Genomic DNA, 19,189 nt, shown 5'->3' on the forward strand with positions numbered 1-19,189 from the left:
GACTTAATTACCGACGGTCTCTGCTGCACCTACGCTGGCCTGCGCTTTTTGCTCTTCGGTTTTCAGCAAAGAACGCTCATAAGCACGCAGGAACGGTAAGTACATCACCGCCGACATCACCATACAAATGACGCACATCACCACCGGACTGAGGGCCCAGTTTGCTGCCCAGGAGGCACCAATTGGCGCCGGAGTGGTCCACGGCGTCAGCGAGACGACCTGAGCCAGCCAGCCGAGTTTGGTGGCGGTATACGCCAGACAAGCGTTGATCATCGGAACGAACACGAACGGAATAAACAGCATCGGGTTCATGATGATCGGCGCACCGAACAGAATAGGTTCGTTGATGTTAAAGAAACTGGGCACAACGCCCATTTTGCCGATCGTACGCAGATGAGTTACGCGACTGCGCAGCAGCAGGAAGGCCAGCGGCAGGGTGGAGCCCACGCCACCAATCAGCAGGTAGTGATCCCAGAAGCCCTGCAGGTAGACGTGCGGCAGCGCAGCACCGGCAGCCAGTGCGGCCTGGTTGGCGGAGAGGTTAGCCATCCAGAACGGGTTCATGATGCCGGTGACAATCAGCGCGCCGTGGATGCCGGCGAACCAGAAGATCTGGCACAGCAGTACGGAGAGCAGAATGGCGGGCAGGGAGTCAGAGGCGGAAACCAGCGGCTCCAGCAGGTGCATAATTGCCTGCGGGATGATCATCCCGGTTTGCGCTTCGATAAACAGGTTCAGCGGGTGCAGCGTACCGATGATCACCACGACCGGGATCAGGATCTCAAACGAGCGCGCCACGCCGGTCGGCACTTCTTTCGGCAGACGGATGGTGACTTTGTGATCCTTCAGCCAGGCGTAAACGCGGGTGGCATAGATAGAGGTGATCAGCGCGGTGAAGATCCCCTGGCCCGACAGATACTGGGTAGAGATTTTACCGTCGGCATAGGGGGCGGCCACCAGCAGGAACGCCATAAAGGCCAGCAGGCCGGACATCACCGGGTCGAGATTAAACTGACGGCCCAGGCTCGCACCAATCCCCACCGAGATGAAGAAGGTCATCACGCCCATGCTGAGGTTAAACGGCAGCATCAGCTGTTCGCGGTAGGTCTCGGAGAAATCGAGCCAGCCGCGGGCAAAGCTGTTGGTCGTGTCGGCGGAGAACGGCGGGAAGATGAACACCAGCATAAACGAGCCGATGATCATAAACGGCAGCGCGGCGGTAAAGCCGTCGCGGATGGCAATCACGTACTTCTGCTGGCCCAGCTTGCCTGCCAGCGGCGCAATGGACTGCTCAATGACGGCAACCATAGATTGATATAACGAACTCATGAGAACACCTTCTTAGTGTGCCGCTTCGATGAGCGACAGAGCATAGTCCAGCACCTTATCGCCACGTTGCATACCGTAATCCATTGTATCTATGGACTGTACGGGTATGCCCTGGGTGGCAGCCTTGTCTGAGAGCGTTTTTAACATGTATTTGACCTGGGGTCCGAGAAGTACCACCTGGTAGTTGGGAAACTCTGTATCAAATTCTGAAACACCGTACGCATCGATTTTGACCGGTAAACCGCGTTCGTTCGCGGCTTCGACCATTTTCCGTACCAGCAGGCTGGTGGACATCCCGGCAGAACAGCACAGCATAATCTTGAACATCGACAACCATCCTCAAAATGTAAAAAGTTATTGCGGAGATGATTGGATAACATATGGAAACCGGTTTCCATCGGTATAAGACAGAAGTGTGACAGCCATCAAGATCCCTTACTTATGGGCCCTGATTATCGGATTCAGGTCACGTATTTTGGCTGTTTTTGCATCACATGGAGTGGAAACGGAAAATCGGTTTCCATGGAAAACGGAAACAGATATACTCCCGAGTGGCTATAATATGAGCCGAAGTGGAATCAGGAATTACAGGGGCCTGGAGAGACCTGTCAGGGGATAAAGATGTCTACAATCAACGATGTATCACGTCTGGCCGGGGTGTCCAAAGCCACGGTATCACGGGTGTTGAGCGGGTCGCGCGGCGTGAAGGAAGCCAGCCGTCAGGCCGTACTGAAAGCGGTGGATGAGCTGAACTATCGGCCCAACGTGATTGCCCAGTCGCTGCTCAGCCAGTCTACCGGCTGTATCGGCGTCATTTGCGCGCAGGACAACATCAACCAGACCACCGGTTACCTTTACGCGCTGGAAAAACAGCTCAGCCAGCACCAGAAGCACCTGCTGCTTCGCTTCGCCAACACCAAAGCCGAAGTGATGAGCGCGCTGGATGAACTCTCCTGCGGGTTATGCGATGACATTCTGATTATCGGCGCCCGTTTCCCGCTGCAGATCGATCAGGAGAACGTCATCCTGGTGGATTGCATGGCAACCAATAACGTCAACAGCATCCAGTACGACCACGCTTTTGCCGCGGAAACCGCCTGTAACTTCCTCGCCAGCCAGGGGCGACGTCAGATTGCCCTGATCCACCCGCACGGCAGCGGTTTTGCCGATCAGGTGCTGCTGGGCTACAAGCATGGGCTGGAAAAGAACTTCCTGCCGTTTAATCGCAACCTGGTCTTTATGGATGCCACGTCATCCTCCGTGGCCCTGCAGGAGCTGCTTAACAACGCCACCACGGTCAATTTCAATGCTTTGCTGGTGGCCGACGAGCAGGAAGCGCAGCGGGTCATTCCGCAGTTGCAGGCGTTCAACAGATCCGTTCCGGGGGACATCATGGTATTCAGTCTGGCGGGCTCGCTGCATCTGCCGGGCATTCCGACCATTCCGGCCATTGAGTACTCGATGGACGCCATGGCGGCACGGATCGTCAGCTGGCTGAATGAGAAGACCCAGATGCTGGGTTCGTATGTGCTGCGCGGGGATTTAATTATTCCGGATGTGCGACGCTAAAAAATTAAGGGGGCTGGATGGCCCCTTAATGCGTAATCAGTAATCCTCCATGCAGTCCACCTGACTCACGGCATCCCAGTAACCTTCCTGGTTGTTCCGCTCCATCGCCACCACCGCATTTTTGACCAGCATCTGATTGGCCTCAGAGGCCATGATCATCGCCTGCCACTCTTTATCACTCTGCTTGCGTTGCGGGGCACAGGCTTTCTTCACATCCTTCAAAACCGACTGTTTCATCTGTTCTAATTTGACCGGGTCGTTCAGTACCTGTTCCTGAGCATGAACGAAGGCGGCAAAAAGCAGGCAGACGACCAGGCAAAACAGGTGCGCTGACTTCATGGAAACCTCCGGAAAAACCACACACGTTTATGAAATATATCGTTACACCCGCCTTTGCGACCCAAGCCGAAAGTATTAATTTTGCCAATAGTTGCGCAGAGGTACGAATAAGCGTAGCCGCAGAATTTGACGGACAGGCCAGCCCGGAAGAAAAATTTGTGACGGCAGGCGGCTGACGAGTAGTAAAGGGTGATGCGGTTCGCAAAGGCAATTTAGCCTTGATTGCACTTACATTTTTTTAAGCGCGTTACGCCAGAGTTTGCGGTTTTTATCGTCGGCAGAATGTGGGATAGTCGGGGTGCAACGTAACGGGAGAATGATATGCAACTGAGTATTACCGACACCATTACTGAACACGAACAGGAAGAGTTACTGCAAGGGTTGCGGATCTATAACAGCCAGTTTATTAGTTTTTCCCGTATAGCGAGTGATATTGCCGTCTATGCCCGCGATGAGGGGGGCACACTGCGCGGCGGGCTGATCGGCAACCGCCAGGGCGAGTGGCTGAACATTAAATATCTGTGGGTCAGCGACGAAACGCGCGGTACCGGGCTGGGCGGTCAGCTGATGCGGGCCGCCGAAGAGGAGGCCCGTCGTCAGGGATGCCGCCATGCGCTGGTGGATACCTTCAGTTTCCAGGCGCGTCCGTTTTATGAAAAGCAGGGTTATGCGGTGACCATGACGCTGGATGATTTTCCGTATGCGGGAATACAGCGGCACTACCTGTCGAAGGCGCTTTAAGCGCCAATACCATGACCTATCACCGCCAGCGCATGGCGCACGATGCTGTCAGGCGAGAGGGTGTGTAACCTCTCGTCATTGCGCATCCGGGAAAAGGGCACCAGCACCAGGCTTAGCAGGGTGGTGAACAGCAGTTCCGGGGCCAGATCGCGGTTCAGCTTTCCCTCCTGCTGCCAGCGGGCAACGGTATCCAGCGTCGCCTGATATTTCTCATCACCAAACCTGGCCTGCAGGTGCGCGCGCAGCACCGGCATTTCACCAATCACCTCCTGCATCCACAGCGGCGCGAACCAGCGGTGCTCAACGGCCAGTTCGGCCAGCTTTTTTACCATTAACGTCAGGGCGGTCACCGGATCGTCCGGGTGATCGCTGAAAAGCGTCGCAATAGCGCTGCGCAGCGGCAGAAAACGCTCCTCGATCATGGCATCAAGCAGCTGCTCCCGCGAGTTGAAGTAGTAGTGCAGCATCGCCGGCGTCACGCCCGCTTCTTTAGCAATGGCATTAAGGGAGGTGCGGGCAATTCCCTGGCGGGCAAAGAGATCGAGGGCGATATCCAGCAGCTGCTCCCGGCTGGTGGCGGTGGGTTTGCTCCCACGCGGACGTCCCGGGCGGCGGGCCTGGGGCGTGGGCTCAGAATTATCTTTATGTGCTGACATACGCGGGGCATCCCTTGACCTGATTCATAACTTCATTAAATATTAATTACCCAATTAATTAATTTCAAGCGGTGTTTTATGGCGTCCGAATCGACAACGCAAACCAAAAACGCGCCCTCTGTCCGACTGCTGTTCAGCGCGCTCCTGCTGGTGATGCTGCTTTCGGCTCTCGATCAGACCATCGTCTCGACGGCGCTGCCCACCATTGTGGGTGAGCTGGGCGGGCTGGATAAGCTCTCCTGGGTGGTGACGGCCTATATTCTGAGTTCCACTATCGTGGTGCCGCTGTACGGCAAGTTTGGCGACCTTTTTGGCCGCAAAATCGTGCTGCAAATCGCGATTGTGCTGTTTCTGGTGGGCTCCGCTCTGTGCGGATTGGCACAGAACATGACCCAGCTGGTGCTGATGCGCGCCCTGCAGGGGCTGGGCGGCGGCGGGCTGATGGTGATCAGCATGGCGGCGGTGGCCGATGTTATCCCACCGGCGGAGCGCGGTCGCTATCAGGGCCTGTTCGGCGGGGTCTTTGGTCTGGCGACGGTGATCGGCCCGCTGGTCGGCGGCTTTCTGGTGCAACACGCCTCCTGGCGCTGGATTTTCTATATCAACCTGCCGCTGGGGCTGTTTGCCCTGCTGGTGATCGGCGCGGTCTTCCACGGCAGCGCGAAGCGCAACAAGCATGAGATCGACTATCTGGGGGCGATTTACCTCAGTATGGCGCTGCTGTGCATCATCCTGTTTACCAGCGAAGGGGGCACGGTCCGCGAGTGGAGCGATCCGCAGCTGTGGTGCATTCTGGCCTTTGGCCTGACGGGTATCGCCGGATTTATCTATGAGGAGCGGCTGGCGTGGGAGCCGATTATCCCCCTGTCGCTGTTCCGGGATCGCAGCTTCCTGCTGTGCAGCCTGATTGGTTTTATTATCGGGATGTCGCTGTTTGGCTCGGTGACCTTCCTGCCGCTCTATCTGCAGATTGTCAAAGAGGCCACGCCGACTCAGGCCGGGCTACAGCTGATCCCGCTGATGGGCGGACTGCTGCTGACCTCGATTATCAGCGGTCGCATTATCAGCCGCACCGGGAAATACCGCCTGTTCCCAATCCTCGGCACCCTGCTGGGGGTAGTCGGCATGGCGTTGCTCACGCGGATCACTATTGATTCGCCGGTCTGGCAGCTGTACCTGTTTACCGGCGTGCTGGGGGCGGGGCTGGGTCTGGTAATGCAGGTGCTGGTGCTGGCGGTACAGAACAGCGTCTCTGCGGATCAATATGGAGTGGCGACCTCCGGGGTGACGCTGTTCCGCTCTATTGGCGGGGCGATTGGCGTGGCGCTGTTTGGCGCGGTCTTCACCCACGTGTTGCAGTCGGGCCTGATGGCGCGGATACCCGAGGGTACCGAACTGCCGCGGGAGATGAACCCGACCGCCATTCATCATCTGCCTGACACCCTGCGCCTTGACTACCTGGACGCCTTTGGCTCCGCCATTCACGCGGTATTCCTGATGGCCGCAGGCATTATGGTGCTGGCCTTTGTGCTGTCGTGGTTTTTGCGCGAGGCACCGCTGCGCAAGCGGGAGGCGTAAGGTTAGCGGTTCTGCTATTTGTTGCGAGTCGCTTTCCGAATCTGAAGAGAGAGTCTTGTCTTTCTCGCAGGCGTTAGCGCATCCTTTGGCCTGGTCAATAAACCAGCAGAGGTTGCGATGGAACGTAAAGCAAAACTGTTTAAAAAAGGGCGGAATCAGGCGGTGTTACTGCCTGCGGAGTTCGCGTTTGATACGGAGAGCGTCTGGATCCGGCGGGATGAGGAGGGAAATGTTGTTTTGAGGGCTATGTCAGAGAAAGAACGGCACAGGGAGAATTTTTTGCGTTTACTGAAGCAGACGCAGGTACCTGATTCATTCCTGAGTAAGGAGGAGCGTAATCAGAGCTATACGAAAAGAGATCCTCTTGAAGGGTTATAGAACATGCTGCATATGCTGGACACTAACATAGTAAGCCACCTCGTGAGGCAGCACCCCAGAGTGGTAGATCATTATTCTCGAATAGCACCTGAAGAGATGTGCATTTCAAGCGTCACGGAGGCTGAACTGCTTTACGGCGTTGCCAAAAAGCAAAGCCATGCATTGCATGAAACCATCTCGGAATTTCTTAAGACCATCACCATTTGCGACTGGGACAGTGACGCCGCGGCAATCTACGGCAAACTTCGCGCTGCAATGGAAAAGAAAGGGAAAGTGATGGGCGATCTCGATCAGCTTATTGCTGCACATGCTCTCAGCCGGGGCACGACGATTGTGACTAACGATCGTGCATTCGGGATGGTGCAGGAGCTAACTATCGAGGACTGGACTTCCGCGGCCTGAGCCACAACGCCCGGTGGCGCTACGCTTACCGGGCCTACAACAGCTCGTCACTTTACTGGCAAAACCCGCATATAACTTATCCTTCTTATTGATGCCATTTCGTTTTTTAGCCTGCCGCTGCGTTACCGATATAGTCGCTAAAACAGTTATCAAAAGGATATGACCGGTGAAACTTCGATTGGGTGCGCTTCTTCTCGCTGGCCTGCTGCTGGCGGGCTGTGACCAAAGCGGCAGCGATGCCAAACATATTAAGGTCGGCGTGATTAACGGTGCCGAGCAGGACGTGGCGGAAGTCGCTAAAAAAGTGGCGAAAGAGAAGTTCGGCCTTGATGTTGAGCTGGTGGGCTTTAGCGGCTCGCTGCTGCCAAACGACGCCACCGACCACGGGGAGCTGGATGCCAACGTCTTCCAGCATCGACCATTCCTGGCGGAAGACAACAAAGCCCACGGCTACAAGCTGGTGGCCGTCGGCAATACCTTTGTGTTCCCGATGGCAGGTTATTCCCGCAAGATTAAATCGGTGACGGAGCTGAAGGACGGGGCGACCATCGCCATCCCGAACGACCCGACCAACCTGGGCCGCGCCCTGTTGCTGCTGCAAAACGAAGAGCTGATCGCTCTCAAACCGGACGTGGGCCTGCTGCCGACGGCGCTGGATATCACCGCTAACCCAAAAAACCTGAAGATCATGGAGCTGGAAGGGGCGCAGCTGCCGCGCGTGCTGGACGATCCGAAAGTGGATGTGGCGATTATCAGCACCACCTATCTCCAGCAAACCGGGCTGTCGCCGGTGCATGACAGCGTCTTTATCGAAGATAAAAACTCGCCGTACGTGAACATTGTCGTCACGCGGGAAGACAACAAAGATGCGGAAAACGTGAAGGAATTTATTCAGTCGTATCAGTCGCCAGAAGTGGCGAAGGCGGCCGAGACCATCTTTAACGGCGGGGCAGTGCCGGGCTGGGAATAACATAAATCATGCCGCGACGAGACCTTTCGTCGCGGCCAGAAATAAACTGGCCCGATCCCATCGCTGAATGCCCTTTTGCCCACATCCTGTGGTCATGCCTCCGGCTATGCTTTCCGCATACCAACCGGAGAACAGCCTATGAACATCACCCATATTCGCAACGCGACGCAGCGCATCACCTACGCCGGAAAACGCTTCCTGATTGACCCGATGCTGGCACCCAAAGAGGCCTGGCCTGGTTTCCCCGGCACCGCCCGGGCGGAACTTCGCAACCCGACGGTGGAGCTGCCCTGTGCGGTGGAAAGCCTGCTGGATGTGGATGCGGTGATCGTCACCCATACTCATGCCGATCACTGGGATCAGCACGCCATCGAACTGATCGCCAAAGAGATGCCGATCTTTGTCCAGCACGACGATGACGCGCGGCTGCTGCGCAGCCAGGGTTTTCACAATCTGACCGTGCTGACGGACAACACGGCGTTTGGCGACATCCGGCTGAGCAAAACCCACGGCGGGCAGCACGGCACCGACCGCGCCTACGCCGTGCCGGAGCTGGCGGAGCGGCTCGGTGAGGCCTGCGGCGTGGTGTTTCGCCATCCCGATGAAAAAACGCTGCTGATTGCGGGCGACACCATTTTGCGCCCCCAGGTGGCGGCCGAACTGCAAAAGCATCAGCCGGATGTGGTGGTGCTCAACGCCGGGTACGCGCACGTGATCGGCTTCGGGCCGATCATTATGGGCGCGGAGGATGTGCTGAATGTGCACTTCATGCTGCCACAGGCAAAAATCGTCGCCGTCCATATGGAGGCGATCAACCACTGCCTGCTCACCCGCAGCGCGCTGCGGGAGTACGTGGATGCCAACCAGATTGGCGAGGCGGTCATTATTCCCCAGGACGGGGAAAGCGTTATAGTCTGAGCAGCATCAGGGCAAAGGAGAACAGTGTGAAGCTAACAACAGTGGCGATTGTCGCCGTCGACGGGTTCAGCCCCTTTCACTACTCTGTGCCCTGCATTCTGTTCGGCGATACCGTATCCGGTAAAAAGCGCTTTGAAGTGACGATCTGCGCCGAAAAGCCGGGGTTACTGACCTCCCGTGACGGCTTTGCGCTCAATGCCGCACAGGATTATTCCGCCATCGGGCAAGCGGATATCGTGGTGGTGCCTTACTGGCAGCATGTGCTTGAACGGCCACCCCAGACCTTACTCGACAGCCTGGTGCAGGCCAGAGACAAGGGGGCGCAAATCGTCGGGCTGTGCCTGGGATCATTCGTTCTCGGCTATGCGGGCATTCTGGACGGCAAACGGGCGGCAACGCACTGGGAGTTTGAACGCCAGTTCCAGTCGCTGTTCCCGGCGGTAGCGCTGGATATCAACGCCCTGTACGTCGATGACGACAACATCATCACCTCGGCCGGCACCGCCGCCGCGCTGGACTGTTGCCTGTATATTATCTGCCAGCGCTTTGGCAGCGAGGTCGCCAACCAGATTGCCCGGCGGATGATCGTTCCGCCGCACCGCGAGGGCGGGCAGGCACAGTTTATCGCCCAGCCGGTACCGGAAACGACCCGCGATGCGCGGATCAACAACCTGATCGATTATCTCCAGCGTAACATCAGCCAGCCGCTGAACCTGAATGCGCTGGCAGCCAGCGTGGCGATGAGTCGTCGCACGCTGACCCGTCATTTTATGAAAGCTACCGGGATGAGTGTTGTCTCGTGGATCGCCGCCGAACGCCTGCGGCGTAGCCAGCTGTTGCTGGAGAGCAGCAATCTACCGATCGAGGCGGTGGCAGAGCAGGTGGGGTATCTTTCCGCCGTGACCTGGCGTCAGCAGTTTAAGGCCCGCTTTGGCGTCAGCCCGGCGGAGTGGCGCAAAACCTTTCGTCTGCGATCGTAGGCCGGGTAAGCGCAGCGCCACCCGGCATTTACCCTAGCTTCTCCATCCGCGTCTCTCCCTCCACCATCGACAGTTGATACAGCGAAAACGACCGGTGCTTTTCTATCAGCTTCGCCAGCTCCGGCGAGTGGCTGGTGAGCCAGATCTGCGAGTAACGGCTGGCCTCGGCAATCAGGCTCGCCAGCGCGGGCAGCATCTGCGGATGCAGGCTGTTTTCTGGTTCGTTGAGGGCGATAAAGGCGGGCGGGCGCGGGCTTAACAGCGCCACCGCCAGACAGAGAAAACGCAGCGTGCCGTCGGAAAACTCCGCGGGCTCCAGCGGTCTGCTTAAGCCTTCGCGCTGCATCATCATGCGAAAACGCCCCCCGGTGTTGTCGCTGTAAAACACGCAGCCGGGGAAGGCCTGATCGAGGATGCGCATCAGCAGCAGCTCGTCGCCGATCTCGACGATGGTCTGAAAGGCCGCCGCCAGATTGGCGCCGTCGCTGGCCAGCACCGGGGAGCGGAACCCCACCTGCGGGGCGCGGATGGCCGAGCCGGAGGAGACGGAAAACTCGTGGTAAAAGCGCCAGTTACGCAGGGACTCACGCATCTGCGATACCTCCGGATAGAGGTGTGGCTCCCCCAGTTGGCCGAACACCGACTCGTTCTCATACAGCGTGCCGCTGTGGGTCACTTTTTCGTGATGCACGTTATTGAGAAACACGGCCTGATTCTTGCGCTTCATCAGCTGTGACGACGGGCGTCGATGCTGGCCGCTCAGCCAGATGGACTCCTCTTTGATCACCGGATCGAGCTGAAACTGCGAGGGGTAAGGCAGCTTCTCCACAAACCCGACCTGCAGCTCGTAGTCGTAGGTCTCGGTTTCTACCGCCAGGTTCATGCGCCGCAGCTGGTCGCTGCGGGTTTTGCCTGCCCAGAAGACCTTCAGAATGCCGCCCTCGTTGGCCAGCGCCTGGGAAAACTGCCCTTGCGCGGCGCTGTGCATCAGGTGGATCGCCTTGTAGATATTGGATTTTCCGGTGCCGTTCGGGCCGAAAACGATATTGAGCTGCTGCAGATCCAGCGACAGATCGCGAATCGAGCGGTAGTTTTGAATGTGCAGGGTGTTGATCATCGACGGGCCCACTTTTACGGACTAAACCTGTTCAGAGTTACAGTGTTCTCCGCAAAGTGCAAAAAAAAGACGACAGTGAGGTGTCGTCTAAGCGGGGTACTACTTCGGGCCTTTCAGGGTCAATGGGGCCTCGCATTAGATGTTCAGATCACGGCCAGACGCAAACCCAAATCATTGGGATAGGGATCAAAGTAGTTTTGCGTCATCAGATAGCGGTCGGGATATTCGGCCAGATAGTGTTTCAGCAGCGTGAGCGGCGCGAGAATGGGCAGCAATCCGTCGCGATAATGCAGGATCACGTCGCGAAGTTCGCCGCGCTGGCGGCTGTTGAGCTGGGTACGGAAATAGCCCTGAATATGCATCAGCACGTTGGTGTGGTTTTTCCGCGATGCGGGTTTCCTGAGGATCGCCATCAGCTTTTCGCGGTATACCTCGAAGAAGGCCTCCAGATCTTCCCACTCGTGCAGGGAAGCGACAAACGGCCCAATCTCACGGTAGCCCGCCTGATGGTGCGCCAGCAGCTGGAGTTTGTAACGGCTGTGGAAGTCCAGTAAGCCGCGGCGCGTCAGGCCCTGGGCCCGCAGCGTATTCAGCTCATGGAGCGCGAAAACCCGCTCGACAAAGTTCTCCCGCAGCACCGGGTCGTGAAGGCGTCCATCCTCCTCCACCGGTAGCCACGGCCAGGCTTCAAGGAGGGCGGCGGTGAACAGCCCGACACCCTCCTTTTGGCCCGCATTACCCTTTTCATCGTACAACCGCACGCGCTCCATGCCGCAGCTTGGGGATTTGGCACAAACGATAAATCCGCAGAGATCGCCCATTTTCGGCACATAGCCTGCCGCAAAGTCGGTCATTTTCTGGGTGACCTCTTCGTGAGGCGCTTTGCTGAACCGCATCTCTATCTCATTACGGGGGGTCTTCGTCAGACGCAGTGCCGGACGTGGTGTCGGCAGACCGATCGCCATTTCCGGGCAAACCGGCCGGAAGTTAACCCACTCCGCCAGCGCATCCATGACAAAGCCCATACGCTTATGGCCGCCGTCGAAGCGAACGGCGGAACCGGTCAAGCATCCGCTAATACCCAGCACAGGTTTCGTTGTCATGATATGCACCTCCAGAGTCACTCTTTAAAAGTTACACAAAATGATAATTTTGTCCAAGTATTGGCGGATCTATTTTTTATTTTGTAGCAATATCAGCAGGTTTTAGCTGCCCTTATAGGTCGAGTAACCGTACTGGCTCAGCAGCAGCGGAATGTGCAGTTTTTCGTTGGTGCGGGTGACGGTAAACAGCACCGGGATCTCCGGGAAGAACGACTCCAGCTTTTTACCGTGGAAGTACTCCGCCGTTTTGAAGGTCACTTTATAGACCCCTGGCTGCATATCCTGATCGACCGGGTAGAGCGACTTGATGCGCCCGTCCTGGTCGGTTTTGCCGCTGGCAAGCGGGGTCCATTTATCCTGCTGCTGCTTTTCCAGCGTGACGGTAACGCCCGGCGGTGGCGTGCCGGTTTGCTGGTCAAGAATATGCACGCTCAGGGTGCCGGCAGGGGCGGCGGCAAAGGCGGCAGGAGCAAAGGCCATGGAGGCCAGGATCAGCAGAGGGGCAGTTTTTTTCATCATCGTTTCCTGTGGAGTGGTAAGTCACAGGAAAACGTTAGCATTTGCCGCGCGGGAAAATATTCAACTTTTCGTGAAGATTCCCGCAGGAGAAAATAATCAGAGGATAATGACCTCAAGGGCAACCTGCTGCTGCCACTGCTCCACCTGTTTTCTGCGCGCGGCGGTAAGTTTACCGCTGGTGACCAGCAGCCACTGGCGGTCCGGGAAGATCTCCGGTGCCAGCGCGGCAGGGGGAATGGGCAGCAGATTGATGCGGTGCCCCTGGCCGGTCCGGGCTAAGGCTTCGAGCCAGATTTCGCAAGGGTCGTTCAGGTGCCAGCCGCTGAGCAGAAGGTTATCGCCCGGGGCTTTTTTATCGGCCTCAAGGCAAAACGAGGTGTAGGCGATGATGATGCCATCGAGGATCTCGCGCAGGGTCATGGCGGCGGCAACGTTGGCCGAGACCAGGCTGCGCAGGGGGCGTAACACGTTCGCGACCAGCTCCGGACGTGGATACTCCCGCCCGGACTCGTAAATCATCTGGCGCAGGGATTCGATTTTGCCCGCCTGCAGACGTTCCAGCATCTTCTGTTGCAGGGTTTGCCAGTTGTTAGTGCGGCCCGTAGCAGGGCGCTCCAGCAGCGGCTTCACCTGGCCGATGGGGACGCCTTTTTTCACCCAGTCGAGGATTTTTAACGCCTGCTGGACATCCTCGTCGCTGTACTGGCGATGGCCGCCTTCGGTACGCAGCGGCTTGAGTAAACCGTAGCGGCGCTGCCACGCCCGCAGCGTGGTGGGGGTGATCCCACTGAGTCTGGCGAATTCGCCAATGGAGTATGCCATGTCTGCGTCCGAAGAGGATTAGTCTCAATATTCTACGAATATTTTCCGACGGGATGAAGCACCAGAGCGCTGCACTACACTTTAATTCCAACCGTGCAAAATGACAGGAGTTCTCATGAAACTATGGCCCGTTGTGACCGGTGTTGCCATCGCCCTGACCCTGGTGGCCTGCAAATCCCCTACGCCGCCAAAAGGCGTGCAGCCGATCACCAACTTTGATGCCAGCCGCTATCTGGGCAAATGGTACGAAATCGCCCGTCTGGAAAACCGTTTCGAGCGCGGGATGCAGCAGGTGACTGCCACCTATGGCAAGCGCAGCGACGGCGGGATCAGCGTGCTCAACCGGGGCTATGATCCGCTGAAGCGCAAATGGAATGAGAGCGAAGGCAAAGCCTATTACACCGGCGAACCGACCACCGCAGCGCTGAAGGTTTCGTTCTTCGGCCCGTTCTACGGCGGCTATAACGTGATCAAGCTGGACGATGACTACCAGTATGCGCTGGTCAGCGGCCCGGACCGCGACTATCTGTGGATCCTGTCGCGTACGCCAACCATTCCGGATGCGGTGAAGCAGGATTACCTCAATACCGCGCGCAGCCTGGGCTTCCGGGTGGATGAGCTGGTATGGGTCAAGCAGTAAAGATCGTGCTTTCTTCCTGGGGCAATGTGCGGGCGAGTGGCTAGACTTGCGTCATGGGCTCACGGGAGATGACATATGCACTGGCAACCCTTTCGCGGCACTGCGCCGGCCAACATGACCCTCTACAGCGCGTCCTTCCCCGATGTCAGCGACAACTGGCCGATGAAGGACGAGGTGACGCGCGAGCTCAACGCCGTGGATCGGGCGTTAAAAGCGGACCCGCAGCTGATGCCGCCGCTGATTGAAAAGGATGCCAGTGGCGAGAAGACGATAAAGTGCCAGCACCGCTGGTCTGAAGAGGCTTTCACCGCACGCCCGGCGGTTGTCGCCTGGCGTACCCGGCTGGTGCCCACCGCGCTGGCCCTCTACGCCATCCAGAACCCGCTGGATGAACATCTCCCCGACGGCACCCGGATGGACAGCCGCAGCCGCCAGTGGTTTATCCACGCCAACGATGCCATCGGCATCCGTTCCCGGGCGAAGGTGCTCTCCGTCCTCGCAGAACAGTATCTGCAAAACGACATCGAAAATGTCTGGGTCAGCCTCGCCAGCGGCGCCGCCGTCCCGGTGCTGGAGGCGCTGCGCGATGCTCATCTCGACGGGCAAAAAGTACATCTCACCCTGGTGGATTACGATCCCGTCTCCCTGCGCTGGGCCGAGAAAATGGCCGCTGCCGAAGGGCTGAGAGTCGGGGAACAGGTCAGGATATTGCAGCGCGATCTGAAAGAGAGCCTGATCCACAGCGACAAACTGATACAGGAGCTGGGCGAAGGTAAGGTCGAGCTGGTGGACGCGCTGGGGATCTTCGAGTACTTCAACGACACCGACGCGGTGATCTTCCTGAAACATGTCCTGCGCCTGATTAAACCCGGCGGCGCGCTGATTATCTCGAACATGCTCACCAGCAGCCCGCAGATTGATTTTGCCCTGCGCTGTATCGGCTGGACGCCCATCTTTCCGCGCACCTTGCAGCAGTTACAGGATATCCATCTGGCCGCGGGTATCGCTGCGGAAAACGTCACGGTGATCGTGCCGAAAGACGGGGTGTATGCGGTGATGGAGATCCGTGCAGGCCAGGGCGTTCAGGCCTGACGTATTTCGTAGGCCTCATCACAATATAAACAGAACTCATACCTGGCGCGGGTTTTTTGAACCGGACAGCGCCCCCCGTCTGCCTTAAGTTGGTTGCGAACGTTCAACACATAACACTAACCAGAACATTCGTATCGCCTGCTTAAGGAAGTCACCCTATGAATCAGACTTATGTTGTCGATGTGAAGGCATGGATCGATGCCCGGCCTGTCTCGCGCTTCCAGTGGAAGGTCCTGCTGCTCTGTTTTGTCATCATTATGCTTGATGGTTATGACGCCGCCGTCATGGGGTTCATCGCCCCGGCGTTAATCGAAGACTGGGGCATCAGCCGGGCTGAACTCGGCCCAATCCTCGGGGCGGCGATGTTTGGGGTTGCCATCGGCGCGCTGGTCGCCGGACCGCTGTCGGACCGCTATGGCCGCAAACAGGTTCTGCTGTGGTCGGTGGCACTCTTCGCCATTTTCAGCCTTGCCGCCGCGCTGGCACAAAGCCCGACCCAACTGGCGCTGATTCGCTTCCTGACCGGGCTTGGGTTGGGGGCCGTCATGCCCAACTGCGTCACGCTGGTGGCGGAATATATGCCGGAGCGTCGCAAGGGGCTGATGATTACCCTGATGTACAGCGGCTTCAACGTCGGATCCGGGCTGGGCGGATTTATTGCCGCGGGGCTGCTGTCGCACTACAGCTGGCACTCGGCGCTGATTTTTGGCGGCGTGCTGCCCCTTGTTCTGCTGCCCTTTATGTTTGCCATGCTGCCGGAGTCGGCGATGAGCATGGTGGCGCGCCGCGTTCCGCATGAGCAGATTGCCCGGGTCCTCAACCGGCTGGGTGGGACGTTCACCGCTGACACCCGGTTCACACTCAATACCCCGGAAATCTCCCGCCGCAGTAAAGTCGTGCAGCTGTTCCGCAACGGCTATGGCCGCGGTACGGTGGCCCTGTGGCTGACCTACTTTATGGGGCTTTTTGTTATCTATCTGCTCAATGGCTGGCTGCCTACTATCCTGCGCTCTGGCGGGCTGTCGTTGCAGCAGGCGGCAATCATCACCGGTCTGTTCCAGCTCGGCGGCCCGCTGGGCGGCATCATTGTCGGCTACATGATGGACCGCACAGCCGCGAAAAAAGTGATTGCCGTAACCTATTTCCTCGGCTGTCTGTGTCTGCTGTCGCAGGGATTGATGGACTTCGGCTCGCTGGCGCTGGCGGTACTGATTTTTATCAGTGGCATGTGTATCAACGGCGCACAGAACGGTCTGCAGGCCTACTCACCCGCCTTTTACCAGACGGAAATCCGCGCGACTGGCGTAAGCTGGATGCACGGTATCGGTCGTACAGGGGCCATCCTTAGCTCAACGCTGGGTGGGGTGATCATGCTGGCGGTGCCCGGGCACTCTTCCATCTTTCTGGTGCTGGCATTACCGGCCTGTCTGGCGGGGATCGCTATTTTGCTGCATCGTATGAATCGTATTAAGCCTCGGGAAACAGAGGCGGAATTAAACGCACTGTCGCAAACCGTGCATAACCGATAAGTGGAGTGAATTCATGGCCCGAATACTCGGCGGGATCGCCGTCTCGCATACCCCGACCATCGGCTTTGCCGTCGATCATCATAAACAGCAGGAGGCGGCCTGGGCGCCAATCTTCCAGAGCTTTGAACCGCTGAACCGCTGGCTGGACGAGAAAAAGCCCGATGCGCTGGTCTATATCTTTAACGATCACGTCACCGCCTTTTTCTTTGATCACTATTCCGCCTTTACCCTCGGGATTGACCATGAGTACGGCGTGGCGGATGAAGGCGGCGGCGCGCGCGATTTACCGCCGGTGAAAGGCGATGCGGCCTTGTCGCGCCATATCGGTGCCAGCCTGATGGCCGACGAGTTTGATATGTCGTTCTTTATGAATAAAAAACTCGATCACGGGCTGTTCTCGCCGCTCTCGGCGCTGCTGCCCTGGGAGCAAGAGACCGGCTGGCCGACAAAAGTGATCCCGCTGCAAATCGGCGTGCTGCAATTTCCGGTCCCCAGCGCCCGACGCTGTTACAAGCTGGGCCAGGCGCTGCGTCGGGCTATCGAGAGCTACCCGGAGGACATCGACGTGGCGATCGTCGCCACCGGAGGTTTGTCGCATCAGGTACATGGTGAGCGCTGCGGGTTTAACAATCCCGACTGGGACGCACAGTTTGTCGATATGCTGGTGAACGACCCGGAAAAACTGACCGAAATGACCCTGGGTGAATACGCGACGCTGGGCGGTATGGAGGGCTCAGAGGTGATCATGTGGCTGGTGATGCGTGGTGCGCTGTCGGCGAACGTCACCGAAACCTGGCGCGATTACTATCTGCCGTCGATGACCGGCATTGCCACCCTGATCCTCGAAAACCACGCCCGCACGCCGCCTGTCGATACCCTTAGCCGCCACCGCCAGCACATGGCGCAGCAGCTTGCCGGGGTGGAAAATCTGCCGGGTACCTATCCGTTTACCCACGAGCGGAGCCTGAACGGCCTGCGGTTGAACAGCTTCCTGCACCAGCTGACGCAGCCGGCCTGGCGCGAGCGTTTCCTGAATGCGCCTCAGGCGCTGTACGCCGAGGCGGGGCTGAGCGAGCAGGAGCAACGGCTGCTGGATAGCCGCGACTGGCGCGGCCTGATCCAGTACGGCGCCAGCTTCTTCCTGCTGGAGAAAATGGGGGCGGTGGTCGGGGTTTCTAACCTGCACATTTACGCGGCGATGCGTGGTCAAACGCTGGAGGAGTTCCAGCAGACGCGTAATCAGCAGGTGACGTACTCCGTGGCGCGCCGCTAGCCCTGCGCCACCTGTTGATGGATAAACCCCAGCAGCGCCTGGGTTGCCGGGGAGGGCAGGCTGCCCTCGCGGAAGGTCAGCCCGATGCGGCGGGTGGTATCTGGCAGACTCACCGGCAGCACGGTGAGCAGGCCATTATCAATTTCAAAGCGCATCTGGCTGGCCGATACCGCCGCCAGCATGTCGGAGTCACGCAGTAACCCGCGCACCATGGCGGCATCGCCGGTTTCGACGGTCGGTTGCGGCAGCGGCAAATGCAGGGTCAGGAAGGCCCGATCCAGCAGATGACGCGCCGGGGCATTGGAACGCGGTAACACCCATTGCGCGTCGGCCAGTTTGCTGCGCGGATCGGGATCGTGCAGCAACGGATGGTCATTACGCAGCAAAATAAGCATATCTTCTTCAAACAGCGCTTCGCTGCTGAGGTCCGGGAGATCCTCATCCTGCCGCAGCGCACCAATAATAAAATCAATATTGCCGGCCCGCATGTCCGACACCAGGGACTCATACGGGCTTTCATTGGTGATCACCCGGATACCCGGGTGACGCGCCAGAAACGCGCCGATCGCCACCGGCAACAGCCGGGTACGGCTCAGCGGCAGCGCGCCGATGCGCACGCTACCCTCCAGCACCCCGCGCCGCGCCGCCAGATCGCTCCAGATATTCTCCAGTTCGTTCAACGCCCGGCTGACAGGGGGATAGAGCAAATCCGCCGCCGGGGTGGGGCGTACACCTTCTGCGGTGCGGCGAAACAGCGCTGTATCGGCCCCCTTTTCCAGCACTTTTAACGCCGCACTGACTGCGGGCTGGGTCACGCCCAACTGGGTGGCGACGGTCTGAGTATGGTTGACATGGTAGAGCTGAATAAAAATCTCCAGCCGTCGGGTGTTAAACAGCCAGGCCGCATCCGGCACCGCCGTCGCGCGGGCCTTCAGCTTATGCATCAGCGCGGGAACGGCCTGTAAATCGTCGATGGCGCGCTGTGCGCGGGGCAGAATGCATTTGCCGTATTCCGTCAGCACCATACCGCTGTGATGACGTTCAAAAAGAGTGACATTCAGGGCCTCTTCGAGGTCCCGGATCGCCCGGGTGATAGCCGACTGAGTACGAAATAAATCATCGGCTGCACGCGAAACGCTGCCGCGCTGAGCGACCCGGCAGAAAAATCGCAGTTGCATGATATTTATCGTGTTATTGCGTTTTTCTGTCGCCATGATCCGTCCCGCCCCGAAAT

The 19,189-nt window shown here is 58.1% G+C and carries 21 protein-coding genes; 12 read left to right on the plus strand and 9 right to left on the minus strand.

The genetic code is table 11. From position 1 onward, the window contains the following. Nucleotides 1-3: 3 nt before the first annotated feature. Both WFO70_RS18010 and WFO70_RS18015 read right to left on the minus strand, forming a co-directional pair. Nucleotides 4-1,329, minus strand: a complete 1,326-nt coding sequence (locus WFO70_RS18010; RefSeq protein ID WP_337018064.1) for a PTS sugar transporter subunit IIC — start codon at nt 1,327-1,329, stop codon at nt 4-6. A gap of 12 nt (nt 1,330-1,341) precedes the next feature. Continuing rightward, nucleotides 1,342-1,656 carry a PTS sugar transporter subunit IIB gene (locus WFO70_RS18015; RefSeq protein ID WP_337018065.1) on the minus strand — a complete coding sequence of 105 codons (315 nt, stop codon included), beginning with the start codon at nt 1,654-1,656 and terminating at the stop codon, nt 1,342-1,344. A gap of 294 nt (nt 1,657-1,950) precedes the next feature. On the opposite strand from WFO70_RS18015, the gene WFO70_RS18020 reads away from it, so the two are divergent. After that, complete coding sequence (locus WFO70_RS18020; RefSeq protein ID WP_337018067.1) at nt 1,951-2,898, plus strand: LacI family DNA-binding transcriptional regulator; 948 nt, start codon at nt 1,951-1,953, stop codon at nt 2,896-2,898. Between the two features lie 36 nt (nt 2,899-2,934). Here the strand turns inward: WFO70_RS18020 and WFO70_RS18025 are convergent, their stop codons facing one another. Further along, nucleotides 2,935-3,237 carry a YicS family protein gene (locus WFO70_RS18025; protein ID WP_337018069.1) on the minus strand — a complete coding sequence of 101 codons (303 nt, stop codon included), beginning with the start codon at nt 3,235-3,237 and terminating at the stop codon, nt 2,935-2,937. A 321-nt stretch (nt 3,238-3,558) separates the two neighbouring features. On the opposite strand from WFO70_RS18025, the gene WFO70_RS18030 reads away from it, so the two are divergent. Next, nucleotides 3,559-3,978, plus strand: a complete 420-nt coding sequence (locus tag WFO70_RS18030) for a GNAT family N-acetyltransferase (RefSeq protein ID WP_337018071.1) — start codon at nt 3,559-3,561, stop codon at nt 3,976-3,978. Here the strand turns inward: WFO70_RS18030 and WFO70_RS18035 are convergent. Beyond that, nucleotides 3,975-4,634: a TetR/AcrR family transcriptional regulator gene (locus WFO70_RS18035; protein ID WP_337018073.1), complete on the minus strand. Its 660-nt coding sequence runs from the start codon at nt 4,632-4,634 to the stop codon at nt 3,975-3,977. The genes WFO70_RS18030 and WFO70_RS18035 overlap by 4 nt on opposite strands. A gap of 78 nt (nt 4,635-4,712) precedes the next feature. Between WFO70_RS18035 and WFO70_RS18040 the strand changes: the two genes are divergently transcribed. From WFO70_RS18040 to WFO70_RS18065, 6 genes are all read left to right on the plus strand, one after another. Then, nucleotides 4,713-6,212: an MDR family MFS transporter gene (locus WFO70_RS18040; protein ID WP_337018075.1), complete on the plus strand. Its 1,500-nt coding sequence runs from the start codon at nt 4,713-4,715 to the stop codon at nt 6,210-6,212. A gap of 117 nt (nt 6,213-6,329) precedes the next feature. Beyond that, nucleotides 6,330-6,590 (plus strand): antitoxin, encoded by a 261-nt coding sequence (locus WFO70_RS18045; RefSeq protein ID WP_337018076.1) that lies wholly within the window; start codon nt 6,330-6,332, stop codon nt 6,588-6,590. A gap of 3 nt (nt 6,591-6,593) precedes the next feature. Then, complete coding sequence (locus WFO70_RS18050; RefSeq protein ID WP_337018078.1) at nt 6,594-6,992, plus strand: type II toxin-antitoxin system VapC family toxin; 399 nt, start codon at nt 6,594-6,596, stop codon at nt 6,990-6,992. A gap of 166 nt (nt 6,993-7,158) precedes the next feature. Continuing rightward, nucleotides 7,159-7,962 carry a lipoprotein NlpA gene (gene nlpA / locus WFO70_RS18055; protein ID WP_337018080.1) on the plus strand — a complete coding sequence of 268 codons (804 nt, stop codon included), beginning with the start codon at nt 7,159-7,161 and terminating at the stop codon, nt 7,960-7,962. A 138-nt stretch (nt 7,963-8,100) separates the two neighbouring features. Further along, nucleotides 8,101-8,880, plus strand: a complete 780-nt coding sequence (locus WFO70_RS18060) for an MBL fold metallo-hydrolase (RefSeq protein WP_337018082.1) — start codon at nt 8,101-8,103, stop codon at nt 8,878-8,880. Nucleotides 8,881-8,906: 26 nt separating this feature from the next. Then, on the plus strand, nt 8,907-9,860 hold the full coding sequence (locus tag WFO70_RS18065) for a GlxA family transcriptional regulator (protein ID WP_337018084.1): 954 nt from the start codon (nt 8,907-8,909) through the stop codon (nt 9,858-9,860). A 28-nt stretch (nt 9,861-9,888) separates the two neighbouring features. Here WFO70_RS18065 and WFO70_RS18070 read toward each other — a convergent pair whose 3' ends face one another. The 4 genes from WFO70_RS18070 to WFO70_RS18085 form a co-directional block, all read right to left on the minus strand. Then, nucleotides 9,889-10,977, minus strand: a complete 1,089-nt coding sequence (locus WFO70_RS18070; protein WP_337018086.1) for an AAA family ATPase — start codon at nt 10,975-10,977, stop codon at nt 9,889-9,891. 143 nt (nt 10,978-11,120) lie between these two features. Continuing rightward, nucleotides 11,121-12,080, minus strand: coding sequence for a YbgA family protein (locus WFO70_RS18075; protein ID WP_337018088.1), 960 nt, complete (start codon nt 12,078-12,080; stop codon nt 11,121-11,123). Between the two features lie 102 nt (nt 12,081-12,182). Then, nucleotides 12,183-12,596 carry a hydroxyisourate hydrolase gene (gene uraH, locus WFO70_RS18080; RefSeq protein WP_337018090.1) on the minus strand — a complete coding sequence of 138 codons (414 nt, stop codon included), beginning with the start codon at nt 12,594-12,596 and terminating at the stop codon, nt 12,183-12,185. Nucleotides 12,597-12,695: 99 nt separating this feature from the next. Beyond that, a complete protein-coding gene (locus tag WFO70_RS18085; protein ID WP_337018092.1) occupies nt 12,696-13,421 on the minus strand; it encodes a MerR family transcriptional regulator in 726 nt (241 codons plus the stop codon). Between the two features lie 115 nt (nt 13,422-13,536). Here WFO70_RS18085 and WFO70_RS18090 point away from each other — a divergent pair, with 115 nt between their 5' ends. The 4 genes from WFO70_RS18090 (at nt 13,537) to WFO70_RS18105 (ending at nt 17,955) form a co-directional block, all read left to right on the plus strand. After that, entirely contained in the window at nt 13,537-14,061 is a 525-nt protein-coding gene (locus WFO70_RS18090; protein WP_337018093.1) for a lipocalin family protein, read from the plus strand. A gap of 75 nt (nt 14,062-14,136) precedes the next feature. Next, entirely contained in the window at nt 14,137-15,153 is a 1,017-nt protein-coding gene (locus WFO70_RS18095; protein WP_337018095.1) for a class I SAM-dependent methyltransferase, read from the plus strand. Nucleotides 15,154-15,311: 158 nt separating this feature from the next. After that, nucleotides 15,312-16,682, plus strand: a complete 1,371-nt coding sequence (locus tag WFO70_RS18100; RefSeq protein ID WP_337018097.1) for an MFS transporter — start codon at nt 15,312-15,314, stop codon at nt 16,680-16,682. Between the two features lie 13 nt (nt 16,683-16,695). After that, on the plus strand, nt 16,696-17,955 hold the full coding sequence (locus WFO70_RS18105) for a gallate dioxygenase (RefSeq protein ID WP_337018099.1): 1,260 nt from the start codon (nt 16,696-16,698) through the stop codon (nt 17,953-17,955). Here the strand turns inward: WFO70_RS18105 and WFO70_RS18110 are convergent. Then, nucleotides 17,952-19,169 carry a LysR family transcriptional regulator gene (locus tag WFO70_RS18110; protein WP_337018101.1) on the minus strand — a complete coding sequence of 406 codons (1,218 nt, stop codon included), beginning with the start codon at nt 19,167-19,169 and terminating at the stop codon, nt 17,952-17,954. The genes WFO70_RS18105 and WFO70_RS18110 overlap by 4 nt on opposite strands. Nucleotides 19,170-19,189: the final 20 nt, after the last annotated feature.

The organism is Leclercia sp. AS011 (assembly GCF_037152535.1).
GTDB lineage: Bacteria > Pseudomonadota > Gammaproteobacteria > Enterobacterales > Enterobacteriaceae > Enterobacter.